Origin of the sequence: Aeromonas sp. S41-2 (assembly GCF_027705845.1) — a bacterium.
GTDB classification, from domain to species: domain Bacteria; phylum Pseudomonadota; class Gammaproteobacteria; order Enterobacterales; family Aeromonadaceae; genus Aeromonas; species Aeromonas hydrophila.
The window spans coordinates 330,938-343,590 of sequence record NZ_JAPDCG010000003.1 but is presented as its reverse complement, the minus strand read 5'-3'; the positions used below and the strand labels follow the sequence as shown (position 1 = coordinate 343,590).

Genomic DNA, 12,653 nt, shown 5'->3' with positions numbered 1-12,653 from the left:
CCTGGCTCCCGCCAGCCGGGTTTCCAATTTGATCATCCTTTATATGCCATCAAACTAAATTTTCCATCCAATCAATTACTTCTCTCACCTACTAAGATCATCCCCACCCATCAATAGGTATTCAAGACAGAGGGAGGTGGCAGATTGGGCGTCTTTTGCGGTTAATACCCCCCCTGCATAGGGTGCCGCGAGAGTCATGGAGCTGCTCGGCTAAGGTTGATACCTGCCATCTCATGGCACATGACTGCCTAAATTAGCAGATGGGATTACTTGTGTTGGCGGCTGTGGAAGAGGGGTCTTTGCCTGCATTGGTCGGCAGCACGTCTGGATTGCCGAGAGGATGAAAGGTCGAATGACCAATCGATGCCGGTTGATAGAGGCATACGCACTTCAAACCGATTTCGAGATGGGTGACAGGCTTGGCCATGCAGTTCATGCGCAGCAGTGTCGTCAAGGATGTCTACACAGCGCGATATTTGTATCTGTGCCGGCTCTTATCTTATCCAGTCTGCCTAAATCAGGAGCCATACAGTCGCAGCAGCAGGAAGACAAAACAAGGAGTGTGGATTGAGCCGCAGCGAGCCAATGGCTGTGGTTATTCAATATGATAAGGGAGACTTGGGGCACTAAGTGCTAGTAGGTAGGTAGGTCGTGGTAAAGGAACGGGTAACCGAAACAAACTGGCGCTAAATAATATCTAAAAAAAGAGCCACACAATGTGTGGCTCTTTTTGTCAGACTAGCGAGTCATCAAGGACGACCGGCCGGGCTGGTTGCAACGTTGACCGCTGCGGTACTGCCGCCATGGCGACCTGAGCTTGCCACTTCACTGCGCACCAGCGGCGCATGATCAACCGGCTCGCGTACTGGCAGGGCAGGGGCCGCAGCCGGTGTGGCCATCGGAGCAGAGGCCTTGCGGGCACCGGCCAGCAGGCCACCACCACGTTTGACTTGCTTGGCCACAGGGGCTGCTATGGCAGCGGCTACCGGAGCCTCGTCAGCAATGACAGGTTCAGCTTCAGCGACCGGAGCTGGCTGTTCAACCACCAGAGGGGCAACCTCGGCTACAACCACTGCCGGAGCCGCTTCTTCAACTGCTGGGGCAGCAGCTGCAGCTTCAACCACGGCAGTCTCGACGGCCGGTGCCTCAACAGCAACGACTTCCGCTGCGACCGGGGCCGCAACTTCTGCAACCACTGGCTCGTTGACAACCGCTACCTGGGCTTCTTCAGCAGCTACCGCTTCGGTTACCACTGGCTCTGCAGCCACGACCTCAGCCTGCTCGTGAGCTTCGGCCACAACGGCTTCTGGCACGACATGCTCGGTCAGCGCAGCAGAGGCCTGCAGGGCGGCGGCAACAGCTTCAGCACTGGGAATGGTGATGACAGGGACAGCCGGCTCTTCCACTTTTACCTGGGCGGCATCTGCCTGGGCAGCTGCTGTCAGGGTAGGGGCAGCGCCTTCGGCAGACTGTTCTTCATCTTCACGCTGGCTGCGGGCATCTTCATTGATGCGCTTGCGACGTTGGCCTTCGATACGCTGATTGCGCGGCGTACGGCGGGAACGACGCTGGCCTTCGGCCTGCTCATCGTGCTGCTCTACTGCGTCGGAGGCCTCTTCGGCAACAACCGGAGCATCGGCGGGCAGGGCGGCAACGTCGCTGGCCGGGGCATCGACCCGGATCTGCTTGCGCAGTTGACGGCGTTCGCGGCGCTCAGCCACTTTCTGCTCTTTTTCCAGACGCGGCTCGTCGTTGACCATGGTGGTATCGACGGTTTCTACCGCGTCAACGACCACTTCGGCGCGAGGTTCACGCGGAGCACGGGGTTCACGAGCAGGGCGCGGTGCGCGGGGTTCGCGTTCCTGACGTGGCTCACGAGCCTCGCGAGGTTCACGTTCCATGCGCTGTTCACGCACTTCGCCACGGGCTTCACGCTCCTGGCGCGGCTCACGCTCTTTGCGGGGACGACGGTTGCGGCTTTCACCACCTTCACGATTGGCACCCGCTTCCCGCTTCTCTGCCGTATCGGCAGGGCTGCGGTTACCACGGTTGTCATCACGACGACCACGCTGACCACGGCTGCGAGTTTCATCGCGCTGATGACGATGCCCCTCATCCTTGCGTGCTTCGCGCTGGGCTGCCGGTTTGTCGGCAGGAGCCTTCACGTCGGCAGGGGCGGTGTCGGAACCGAACAAGCCGGAGATGGCCTTGAACAGTTTGCCAAACAGGCCTGCTTCGGGCGCTGCCGGTGCGGCAGGCGCCACGACCGGGGCCGGCGCGGCGGGAGCCGGCTGGGGCGCCTGGACAAAACCTTGCAACAGCGGTTGTTCGCGCTCGATCACCTGAGCCTGCTTCGGCTGGTAGACCGGCTTGGCAATCTCGGTTTTCAGCTCGTAGCTGGCCGCTTCCGGGATCTCGTTCTGACGGATGCGGGTCACTTCGTAGTGCGGGGTTTCCAGATGCTGGTTCGGAATGATGTAGACACGCACATCATTGCGCTGTTCCAGGCTGGCGATGGAGGCACGCTTCTCGTTGAGCAGATAGGCGGCAACATCGACCGGCACCTGACCGTGAACCTGCTCGGTGTTGTCCTTCATGGCCTCTTCTTCGATGAGACGCAGGATGGACAGCGCCAGTGATTCGTTGTCACGGATCACTCCCTGGCCCTGGCAACGAGGGCAGATATGGCTGCTGGACTCGTTGAGGGAGGGACGCAGACGCTGGCGAGACATCTCCAGCAGACCGAAACGGGAGATCCGGCCCAACTGGATGCGGGCACGGTCCTGATGCACCGCTTCACGCAGACGGTTTTCCACTTCGCGCTGATGGCGAACCGGGGTCATGTCGATGAAGTCGATGACGATCAGGCCACCCAGGTCGCGCAGACGCAATTGACGGGCAATTTCGTCGGCCGCTTCCAGGTTGGTTTGCAGCGCCGTCTCTTCGATATCGCCGCCCTTGGTGGCGCGGGAGGAGTTGATATCGATGGAGGTCAGTGCTTCGGTCGGATCGATGACGATGCTGCCGCCGGAGGGCAGACGCACTTCACGCTGGAAGGCCGACTCGATCTGGCTCTCGATCTGGAAGTGGTTGAACAGGGCAACTTCACCCTTGTACAGCTTCACGCGATTGAGGAAATCGGGACGAACCAGCTCGATATGCGCCTTGGCACGCTCGAAGATGACCGGGTTGTCGATCAGGATCTCGCCGACATCGCGACGCAGGTAGTCACGGATGGCACGCACGATGACGTTGCTTTCCTGATGGATCAGCACCGGTGCAGAGCGGCTCTGTGACGCCTTGTGGATGGATTCCCAGTGGTTGAGCAGAACGTTCAGATCCCATTCCAGCTCTTCCGGGGATTTGCCCACACCGGCAGTACGCACGATGAGGCCCATGCCGTCCGGCACGGTCAGGCCGCTCAGGGCTTCTTTCAGTTCAGTCCGTTCATCACCTTCGATACGGCGGGAGATACCACCGGCGCGAGGATTGTTCGGCATCAGTACCAGGTAGCTGCCGGCCAGACTGATAAAGGTAGTGAGGGCTGCACCCTTAGTGCCACGCTCTTCCTTGTCGATCTGGACGATCACTTCCTGGCCTTCGCGGACCACTTCTTTGATGTTGGGACGACCCTGATAGGAGTAACCGGAGGGGAAGTAATTGCGGGCGATTTCCTTTAACGGCAGGAAACCGTGGCGCTCGGCGCCATAGTCGACAAAAGCAGCTTCAAGACTGGGTTCTACGCGGGTGATTTTGCCCTTGTAAATGTTCGCTTTTTTCTGCTCGTGTCCCGGACTTTCAATATCCAGATCGTAGAGCTGTTGTCCGTCAACCAGCGCTACGCGCAACTCTTCTTCCTGAGTCGCGTTGATTAGCATTCTTTTCATTGAGTTCTCGTTATTTTGTCATTTTGATTTCCTCCACAGGATCCTGCCGGCGCCGGCCTCGGGTCTTCAGCATACTGGGGCAACCTCCCGGTTGGGGTATGCATGAGGCGCAAACTAAGGGCACTCTGGTCCAGCCTTCTCGAGAAGGCATGAAAAGGATACCGGTGTGGAGACAAATTAGCGGTTCTGTTTGCGTTCTCCATGCGCTGTACCTCGCACCCGGGAACCGTCATGTTCTTATATACACGGTGTTTCGGGATTGGGTGGCATAAATTTTGGCCACTTAGTACAAGGCTTGAACACAATGACAAAACCTTGTTTATTATCCCATTTAAACCACTTTTATAGCAAGGCGCCATTTTTCAACAAAGCATGCAGCCAAGGGCCGCCGGCAGTGTTAAAATCCGCGCCATGACACAGATACATCAACAAGTGCAGCTGCTCACCATCGAAGCTGAGCATGAAGGGCAGCGCATCGACAATTTTCTCAAGACTCAGCTAAAGGGCGTCCCCAAGAGCCTGATCTATCGCATCCTTCGCAAAGGGGAAGTGCGCGTCAACAAAAAGCGCATCAAACCGGAATACAAACTCTGCACTGGCGACGAGGTACGGGTTCCCCCCGTGCGGGTTGCCGAAAAGAACGAATTGCCCTCGGCCAATCTCGGCAGCATCCAGCGTCTGGAGAGCCAGATCCTGTTTGAAGATGACGCCATGATAGTGCTGAACAAGCCGTCCGGCATGGCGGTACACGGCGGCAGCGGCCTGAGCTTTGGCGTGATTGAAGGGCTGCGCGCCCTGCGCCCGGAAGCCCGTTTCCTCGAACTGGTGCATCGGCTCGATCGCGACACCTCTGGCGTACTGCTGGTTGCCAAGAAGCGCAGCGCCCTGCGCAGCCTGCATGAACAACTGCGGGTCAAGACCATGCGCAAGCAGTACCTGGCGCTGGTGCGTGGCCAGTGGCAGCCTCACGTCAAGGTGGTCAATGCGCCGCTGCGCAAGAATGACCTGCAATCCGGCGAGCGGGTAGTGCGGGTCAGCAGCGATGGCAAGCCCTCCGAGACGCGTTTCCGGATTGCCCGTCAGTTTGCCGAGGCCACCCTGGTGGAGTGCAGCCCGATCACCGGTCGTACCCACCAGATCCGGGTGCATACCCAGCATGCGGGTCATCCCATCGCCTGTGATGACAAGTATGGAGAAGCCGCATTTGACGATAAAATGCGCAGCCAGGGGCTGAAACGACTGTTTTTGCATGCCTGGAAGCTGAGCTTCATCCATCCGGCCGATGGCCGCGAGATGCAGGTGGAAGCCCCGCTGGCCCCCGAACTCGACGACTTCCTGAACAAGTTGGCCCGCTGATGCAGACCATCCGGCTCGCCATCTTCGACTGGGACGGTACCCTGATGGACTCGGTGGGCCGGATTGTTGCCTGTGTGGCGCACGCGGCGGGTGATTGCGGTGAGCCCGTGCCCACCGCCGTCGAGACGCACCAGATCATCGGTCTCAGTCTGGAGGTCGGTATCCCCCGGCTGTTTTCCCTGGAGCAGGGGGGTGAGCGAGCCAACGCCCTGATCGCCCGCTATCGCCACCATTACGTGCATGACAGCACACCCAGCCCGTTGTTTGCCGGTGCGAGGGAACTGCTGCTGCATTGGCATGCACAAGGGGTGGCCCTGGCGGTCGCTACCGGCAAGTCCCGGCGTGGATTGGACAGGGTACTGGATGAAACCGGGTTGCGGCTGCTCTTTGCCGCCACGCGCGGGGCGGACGAGGCCAACTCCAAGCCTGATCCCCTGATGCTGACGCAAATTCTGGATGAGCTGGGCATTGCCCCGCACCAGGCGGTGATGATCGGTGATTCCATCCACGACATGGCGATGGCCGAGGCGCTGGCCATGCCGCGGATCGGGGTGAGCTGGGGCGTGCACGACCGTACCCGCTTGCTGGCCCATCATCCGCTGGCGGTGGTCGATACCATGGCGGAGCTCCAGCGGTTGCTGGATTAGCCTTGCGATATGACAGATGAATAAATGAAAAACGGGAGCCAAGGCTCCCGTTTTTCATGGCTGACATGCCGCTCCCATCAGGGCAGGGCGATACCGTGGCGGGCCAGCAGCTCGATCAGGCCGATCAACGGCAGGCCGATCAGCGCATTGGGATCGCGCCCTTCCAAGGCCTTGAACAGCACGATCCCCATGCCTTCACACTTGAAGCTGCCCGCACAGTCGAGGGGCTGTTCAGCTTCTACATAGCGGCGAATGGCCGCCTCATCCAGCTGGCGAAAGTGAACGGTGAAGGGTTCTATCAGCTGTTCGGCGCGGCCAGACGCGGCGTCCAGCACGCACAGGCCGGTATAAAAGGTGACGCTGCGCCCCTGGGCCGCCATCAGCTGGGCCACTGCTCGCTCGACCGTTCCCGGCTTGCCCAGGATCCGGCCATCACAGACGCACACCTGATCCGAGCCGATGATCAACCCCTGATCATGCTGGTCGGCGATGGCACGGGCCTTGGCATGGGCAAGGCGAGCCACCAGCGTCTGTGCATCTTCACCGGGCAGCACGGATTCATCAACATTTGGCGCGGCGCACTCAAAGGGGAGGCCCAGCTTTTCCAGCAGGGCTTTGCGGTAACGGGAGGTGGAAGCGAGGATCAGGGGACGCGACATGGCAATCAGGTATCCAGGTTCAGAAACGGGCAGGCGTGGATGGTATCGCCACCGTGCGGTGAGGGCAAATATCGCCGCTATTCTCTTTTCCAGCATGTCGAGATTGGAAAACACCGCTATCGGCTTATTCATCCGGCCTGACGCTATAGTGCCCCGTCGATGCTACCCATTCGCTGAGGAGTCACCATGGGCCGTTACATGCTCTGCTGTTTTTTGATGATCACGCTCTACCCAGTGGGGATCGATCTCTATCTGGTGGCGTTGCCCAACATAGGTGCCAGCCTTCAGGCCAGCGAGGCTCAGCTGCACACCGCGTTTTCCCTCTATCTGCTCGGCATGGCCGCGACCGTCCCGCTGGCCGGCCTGCTGGCGGATCGCCACGGTCGCAGGCCGGTGATCCTGAGTGGGGCCGGCTTGTTTATGCTGGCGTCGCTACTGGCCGGCAGCGCCGACGACCCTGCGCAGTTTCTGCTGGCGCGGGTAGGCCAGGGGGCAGGGGCTGGCGCGCTCTACATCATGACCTTTACCGTGCTGCGAGACGTGTTGCCACCGGCACGGCTGGCGGCCGTGCTGTCGGCCATCAATGGGGTCATTTGCGTGATCCCCGTGCTGGCGCCGCTGCTCGGCTATCTCATCCTGACCGGCTTCCCATGGCATGCCATCTTTCAGGCCATGGCGCTGCTTGGCGGCGTGGTGCTGCTGATCAACCTGCTGGGGCTGAAAGAGAGCCTGCCGGCGCACCCTGAGCCATCCTCGAGTGCGTCAGCAGCCCGCTTTGCCTTCTTGCGAGTGCCGCAGTTCCTCTGGATGTGTGGGTTGAGCAGTGCCGGCATGACCTGCATTCTGACCTATGTCAGCACTTCACCCATGATCCTGATGACCCAGAGGGGGCTGGCAGCCGCAGAGTATGCCCGCATCATGATGATCATGGCGATGATCAGCATGATCACCTCCTTCTTCGCCCCCTTGTTGCTGCGTCGACTCCACAAGCACAGCCTGCTCGCACTGGCCCACGGCGGGTTGGGGTTGGCGCTGCTGCTGATCCTGGCCTCTCATCTTGAGAGCTCCTGGGGCCTGTGGCTGCTGCTGGCGGGCTTTGCCTTCACCTGCATCGGTTTTTCCGCGAGCTTCGGCATCGCCATGGGCGAGGCGCTGGCCAGTTGTCGTCATCAGATAGCGCTCGCCAGCGCCACTCTCTGCCTTGCCCAGATAACCGTGAGCGCCGGCTATATCTGGCTGATGGGGTGGCTTGGCTTTGCCCCCAGCACGCTGCTTGCCTGTGCCCTGCTCGGCGCCGTGTTACTCTATCTGCTCTTTCGCGCCCTGGGACCGGCCTTCGATAGCCCCGCCCATGGTGTCCCGGTCATGGAGAATCCCTGAGCATGCGTCCCCTGATCGACCTCGATCTCAATTTGTTGGTGGTATTTCGGCTGTTGCTGCAAGAGCGCAGTGTCACCAAGGCTGCCAAGAAACTCAATGTCACGGCGCCTACCGTCAGCAAGGCGCTGGCGCGGCTGCGCGACTGGTTCGACGACCCGCTGTTTCTTCGCACTCAGCGGGGGTTGGAGCCCACCAATCTGTCGCTCACCCTGGAGGAAGAGCTCAAGGAGTGGTTCCAGCTATCGGGCAACATCGCCTCTCTCTGCGGCAATGCCATTCCGGCGGGGGCCGCCTTCAGGCTGGTGCTGGAGTCGCCCTTTTACATCAGCTTTCTCAATGATCTGCCCATGGTGATTTATGAAACCTATCGCAAATCGACCATCCGGATCATGAACTGGGACCATCACTCCCTCAACGACATCATCAATGGCGATGCCGATCTCGGCTTCTGTGCGAGGGAAACCCACCCCAGCTCGCTGGCCAGGGTCAACCGGCTGCCCTATTACATCGATCACGAGGTGTTGTTCGAAGACAGGCCCATGGTGTTTTTGCGCAAGGATCATCCGCTGCTGGCCCGCACCTGGAATCTCGACAACTTCCTCGCCTATCCCCATGTCAGCGTGGTGTGGGAGGCGAGCGATGCCTGGGCGCTCGACAGCCTGCTGGATGATGAGGGGCTCAGCCGGCAGGTGCCGATCCGGGTCTCCAGCTTCGAGCAGGCGCTGCACATCGCAGCCCAGTCTGACCACGAACTGATCGCGGTGGTGCCCTCCTATTGCGCCAGCTATGCCCGCCAGCACCACGACAATCTGATCTCCTTGCCGCTGCCGCTGGATGAAGCCCTCTATCGGCAACTCGACATCGCCTTCATCCTGCTCTGGCACAAGCGCAACAACCACAACACCAAGGTGCTGTGGCTGCGCGACGAGATCAAACGGCTCTACCACCAGCATATCGGGGCCGCTGGCGCGGGTTAACCCTGATCAGTACCTCGCAGGGCCAGAAAAACGGCTATAAGCATAGGAATGGGCAAGGCGGGGTCATGGATGATGAGAGTCGGGATATGGCTGTTATGGTTGCTCTGCGTGCCGGCCTGGGCACAGGGCTGGCACCTGCAGGCGGGGGAGGCGGGCATATTGCTGTGGAGCCGGGCTCATCCCCCTGGCGCTTTTCAGGCTTTGCGCCTGGAGATGAACGTGGCCGCTCCGCCGTCGGCGCTGCTGGCCGTACTGCGCGATACTGCCCGCCATCAGGAGTGGCTGCCTCAGAGCTTGGAGGTAAGGGTGCTGGCCAAACCGGCGCCCGATGAAGATCTGGTCTATACCCGGCTCTCTGCGCCCTGGCCGGTGCAGGAGCGGGAGCTTATCACCCACTCCCGCCTGCAACGCCAGCCAAATTGTGGCCTGGTGCTGACGGTATGGGCCGCCCCTGATGCACTGCCGCCTTACCCCGGTCGGGTGCGGATCCGCGCAAGTGAAGGACGTTGGGAGGCGGTGCCGCAACTCAACGGCACTACCCTGATACGCCTCGAAACCTATACCAACCCGGGTGATAACCTGCCAGCCTGGCTCATCAACCCCATCGCCGCCCAGGCCGCGCTGGACAGTTTTCGGGCCATCCGTCGCCTGATGGAGGCCATCCCGCCCGAATCTTGCCCTTGCGCCCATATGTGGCAGGGACGCCAGGTCGGGCCGTGCGACAGCCATCCATGAACCCGCAGGGGCAGGGGAGTGGTTGATTCACCTGCGCTGTGAAATTCTGCTGTCAAGGAGTGAGCCGGATCCATACCGTCAGCGCAAATACGGCCAGGATCCGGTGTCGGATCCGTTGGTTTATGGCATAATCAGCCACCGGTGAGCGCAAGTTCCGCCATGAGCGGGGGTTGTGAGGTTAAAATCATCGGCGGTAAGGACTTTTTCCTTTGACTATCAGTTGTTGGACCTATAATATTCGCGCCCTATGCAAAAGGTGAAGTTGCCCGTAAAGGTTGATCCAGTCCGTAGTGCCTCGAAGCTGCTCGATTATGTCGGGATAGTGGAAAAGTCGCAGATGCCCAGGCTGGAGGAATCAACCGCAGGCTTGCAGAGTGATATCGATGTATCGCTGCACTTTGGCAAAGATGTCCAGAAGTTGACCGTTATGAAAGGCACTGCCCATGCCAAGGTTGACCTGGTTTGCCAGCGTTGTGGAGAAACATTCGAGCATCTCTGTGAAGCTGAATTTATCTACACTCCGCTGTTCGAGAGAACAAACGAGGAAGAACTGCCGGAAGCTTATGAGCCCATTGAGTTGGACGAAAACGGCGAGATGGATCTTCATCAAATCCTGGAGGATGAACTCATCCTCTCGTTGCCGCAGGTGGCCATGCATCCCATGGATGCTTGCCCGCGCGGTAACATGGAGATGACCTGGGGTGAAATCGAACCTGCTGATGAGCGGCCGAATCCCTTTGCAGTTCTTGAAGAGCTTAAACGTAAGTGAATTTAGGAGTTAGCCTACAATGGCCGTACAACAGAACCGTAAAACCCGTGCCAAGCGTGGCATGCGTCGTTCCCACGATGCGCTGACCACCGCTGCCCTGACTGTTGATCAGACCAGTGGCGAAATCCATCGTCGTCACCACGTGACTGCCGATGGTTTCTACCGCGGTAAAAAGGTAATCGCTTAAGGATTGCCTTTGTCTACGCAAACTGTCGCGCTAGACATCATGGGGGGAGATATTGGCCCCTCGGAAACAGTGCCTGCCGCCGTGCAGGCACTGTCTCTTTTACCCCAGTTAAAACTGATCCTGGTTGGTGATCAACACCAGACCACCCCTCTTTTGCAGCAACATGGCTTGCTGAATCATCCCCGCGTTCGTTTCGTGCATGCATCCCAGGTGGTTGGCATGGGCGACAAACCGATCGTGGCGCTGCGCACCCTGAAAGACTCCTCCATGCGGGTCGTCCTCAATCTGGTGAAGGCCGGCGAGGCCGATGCCTGCGTCAGCGCCGGCAATACCGGTGCGCTGATGGCCATGGCCAAGTGCGTGCTCAAATCCCTGCCCGGGGTCGACCGACCCGCCCTCATCAAGGCGCTGCCCACTCTTTCCGGCAAACGTACCGTGATGCTCGATCTTGGCGCCAACGTCAGCTGCGATGCCGATACCCTGCTGCAATTTGCGGTGATGGGCGCCGTGGTGGCTGAAAAGGTGGAGGGCATTGCCACTCCCAGGGTGGCCCTGCTCAACGTGGGGGAGGAAGAGATCAAGGGCAACGATCTGGTGCGCCACAGTGCCGAGTTGCTGCGCCAGTGCCAGGCGCTCAACTTCGTCGGTTTTGTCGAAGGGGACCGGATCTTCAGCGGCGAGTGCGACGTGATCGTCTGCGACGGTTTTGTCGGCAACGTGGCCCTCAAGACGGCGGAAGGGGTCGTGCGGATGATGGCCCAACTGGCCGGATATCCCCGCAAAAAACGCAGTTTTCTTGGTCGTATCGCCGGATTTATGTTCAAACGGCGTTTTTCTTACCTGAACCCCGACCAGTATAACGGTGCAAGTCTGTTAGGATTGCGCGGCATTGTGGTAAAAAGCCACGGGCGGGCCGAACGGCGCGCCCTGTGTAACGCGATCCTGCTGGCCGCGCAAGAGGCCAAGCATCAACTTCCATTGCAAATAGCAGATCGCCTTGAATCTGTCTTTTCCGACAGGGATCTATAAGAACTCTATGCATAGCAAAATTTTGGGTACTGGCAGTTATCTGCCGAACTCGGTACGTACCAATGCCGATCTCGAACAGATGGTGGAAACCAGCGACGAGTGGATTGTGGAGCGTACCGGGATCCGTGAACGTCGCATTGCCGGTGCCGATGAAACCGTCGCCACCCTGTCTCACCAGGCCGCTCTGCGCGCCCTGGACGCGGCGGGCCTGACCGCCGCCGATCTCGACATGATAGTGCTGGCCACCACCAGTGCCGAGAACGCCTTCCCGGCCGCCGCCTGTGAATTGCAGGGCCTGCTCGGGGTGCAAGGGATCCCGGCTTTTGACGTGGCCGCCGCCTGCGCCGGCTTCACCTACGCGCTCTCCATCGCCGATCAGTTCGTCAAATCCGGTGCCGCCCGCCACGTACTGGTGGTCGGGGCCGATGTGCTGTCGCGCATGTGCGATCCGGAAGATCGCGGCACCATCATCCTCTTTGGTGACGGGGCAGGGGCCGTGGTGATCGGCGCCAGCGACACGCCGGGCATTCTCTCCACCCATCTGCATGCGGATGGCCGTTACGGCGATCTGCTCAAGCTGCCGCAGCCGCGCCGCGGTATGCCGGGGGCCGAACTTGAAGCCTACATGTACATGAAGGGCAACGATGTGTTCAAGGTGGCGGTCACCCGTTTGAGCGAGATCGTCACCGAGACCCTGGCCGCCGCCGGCATCGCACCGAGCGAGCTGGACTGGCTGGTGCCTCATCAGGCCAACTTCCGCATCATCAGCGCCACCGCCAAGAAGCTTGGCATGGGGCTGGACAAGGTGGTGCTGACCCTCGACAAGCACGGCAACACCTCTGCCGCCTCCGTGCCCATCGCCTTCGATGAAGGGGTGCGTGACGGCCGGATCAAACCGGGCCAGCTGGTATTGCTGGAAGCCTTCGGCGGTGGTTTTGCCTGGGGCTCGGCGCTGGTTCGCCTCTGATCGTGGTCGGGATGAGCAATCTGGCTCATCCTGCCGCTCTCATTTTTGTCTTATCTAAAG

Annotated in this window: 11 protein-coding genes; 9 read left to right on the top strand and 2 right to left on the bottom strand. The window is 59.9% G+C overall.

The window, feature by feature from the left end; translation table 11 throughout:
• Nucleotides 1-749 precede the first annotated feature (749 nt).
• Nucleotides 750-3,887, bottom strand: a complete 3,138-nt coding sequence (rne, locus tag OKC44_RS09540; protein WP_270812472.1) for a ribonuclease E — start codon at nt 3,885-3,887, stop codon at nt 750-752.
• A 411-nt stretch (nt 3,888-4,298) separates the two neighbouring features.
• On the opposite strand from rne, the gene rluC reads away from it, so the two are divergent.
• Entirely contained in the window at nt 4,299-5,243 is a 945-nt protein-coding gene (gene rluC, locus OKC44_RS09535) for a 23S rRNA pseudouridine(955/2504/2580) synthase RluC (RefSeq protein WP_201356046.1), read from the top strand.
• The gene (locus OKC44_RS09530; RefSeq protein ID WP_270812469.1) at nt 5,243-5,890 is read left to right on the top strand and encodes an HAD family hydrolase; all 648 of its coding nucleotides are present in this window, start codon (nt 5,243-5,245) and stop codon (nt 5,888-5,890) included. The genes rluC and OKC44_RS09530 overlap by 1 nt, the downstream gene beginning before the upstream one ends.
• Before the next feature lie 77 nt (nt 5,891-5,967).
• Here OKC44_RS09530 and OKC44_RS09525 read toward each other — a convergent pair whose 3' ends face one another.
• Complete coding sequence (locus OKC44_RS09525; protein ID WP_026080134.1) at nt 5,968-6,549, bottom strand: Maf family protein; 582 nt, start codon at nt 6,547-6,549, stop codon at nt 5,968-5,970.
• 186 nt (nt 6,550-6,735) lie between these two features.
• On the opposite strand from OKC44_RS09525, the gene OKC44_RS09520 reads away from it, so the two are divergent.
• The 7 genes from OKC44_RS09520 to OKC44_RS09490 all read left to right on the top strand — a co-directional run bounded on the left by OKC44_RS09520 (nt 6,736) and on the right by OKC44_RS09490 (nt 12,593).
• On the top strand, nt 6,736-7,929 hold the full coding sequence (locus tag OKC44_RS09520; protein ID WP_270812466.1) for an MdtL family multidrug efflux MFS transporter: 1,194 nt from the start codon (nt 6,736-6,738) through the stop codon (nt 7,927-7,929).
• Between the two features lie 2 nt (nt 7,930-7,931).
• Nucleotides 7,932-8,906 (top strand): HTH-type transcriptional regulator YidZ, encoded by a 975-nt coding sequence (gene yidZ, locus OKC44_RS09515; protein ID WP_029300874.1) that lies wholly within the window; start codon nt 7,932-7,934, stop codon nt 8,904-8,906.
• 69 nt (nt 8,907-8,975) lie between these two features.
• The gene (locus OKC44_RS09510; protein ID WP_270812463.1) at nt 8,976-9,641 is read left to right on the top strand and encodes an START domain-containing protein; all 666 of its coding nucleotides are present in this window, start codon (nt 8,976-8,978) and stop codon (nt 9,639-9,641) included.
• A 247-nt stretch (nt 9,642-9,888) separates the two neighbouring features.
• The gene (gene yceD, locus OKC44_RS09505; RefSeq protein ID WP_011706102.1) at nt 9,889-10,410 is read left to right on the top strand and encodes a 23S rRNA accumulation protein YceD; all 522 of its coding nucleotides are present in this window, start codon (nt 9,889-9,891) and stop codon (nt 10,408-10,410) included.
• Between the two features lie 19 nt (nt 10,411-10,429).
• Nucleotides 10,430-10,597, top strand: a complete 168-nt coding sequence (gene rpmF, locus OKC44_RS09500) for a 50S ribosomal protein L32 (RefSeq protein ID WP_005300935.1) — start codon at nt 10,430-10,432, stop codon at nt 10,595-10,597.
• 9 nt (nt 10,598-10,606) lie between these two features.
• Nucleotides 10,607-11,626: a phosphate acyltransferase PlsX gene (gene plsX / locus OKC44_RS09495; protein ID WP_029303012.1), complete on the top strand. Its 1,020-nt coding sequence runs from the start codon at nt 10,607-10,609 to the stop codon at nt 11,624-11,626.
• Nucleotides 11,627-11,633: 7 nt separating this feature from the next.
• Entirely contained in the window at nt 11,634-12,593 is a 960-nt protein-coding gene (locus OKC44_RS09490) for a beta-ketoacyl-ACP synthase III (RefSeq protein WP_016350719.1), read from the top strand.
• Nucleotides 12,594-12,653 lie beyond the last annotated feature (60 nt).

Bases quoted from the DNA above. Each gene is read 5' to 3' on its own strand.
- OKC44_RS09520 (WP_270812466.1), top strand. From the start codon at position 6,736: ATGGGCCGTTACATGCTCTGCTGTTTTTTGATGATCACGCTCTACCCA.
- OKC44_RS09490 (WP_016350719.1), top strand. From the start codon at position 11,634: ATGCATAGCAAAATTTTGGGTACTGGCAGTTATCTGCCGAACTCGGTA.
- OKC44_RS09525 (WP_026080134.1), bottom strand. From the start codon at position 6,549: ATGTCGCGTCCCCTGATCCTCGCTTCCACCTCCCGTTACCGCAAAGCC.
- yidZ (WP_029300874.1), top strand. From the start codon at position 7,932: ATGCGTCCCCTGATCGACCTCGATCTCAATTTGTTGGTGGTATTTCGG.
- OKC44_RS09530 (WP_270812469.1), top strand. From the start codon at position 5,243: ATGCAGACCATCCGGCTCGCCATCTTCGACTGGGACGGTACCCTGATG.
- OKC44_RS09510 (WP_270812463.1), top strand. From the start codon at position 8,976: ATGATGAGAGTCGGGATATGGCTGTTATGGTTGCTCTGCGTGCCGGCC.
- rne (WP_270812472.1), bottom strand. From the start codon at position 3,887: ATGAAAAGAATGCTAATCAACGCGACTCAGGAAGAAGAGTTGCGCGTA.
- rluC (WP_201356046.1), top strand. From the start codon at position 4,299: ATGACACAGATACATCAACAAGTGCAGCTGCTCACCATCGAAGCTGAG.
- rpmF (WP_005300935.1), top strand. From the start codon at position 10,430: ATGGCCGTACAACAGAACCGTAAAACCCGTGCCAAGCGTGGCATGCGT.
- yceD (WP_011706102.1), top strand. From the start codon at position 9,889: ATGCAAAAGGTGAAGTTGCCCGTAAAGGTTGATCCAGTCCGTAGTGCC.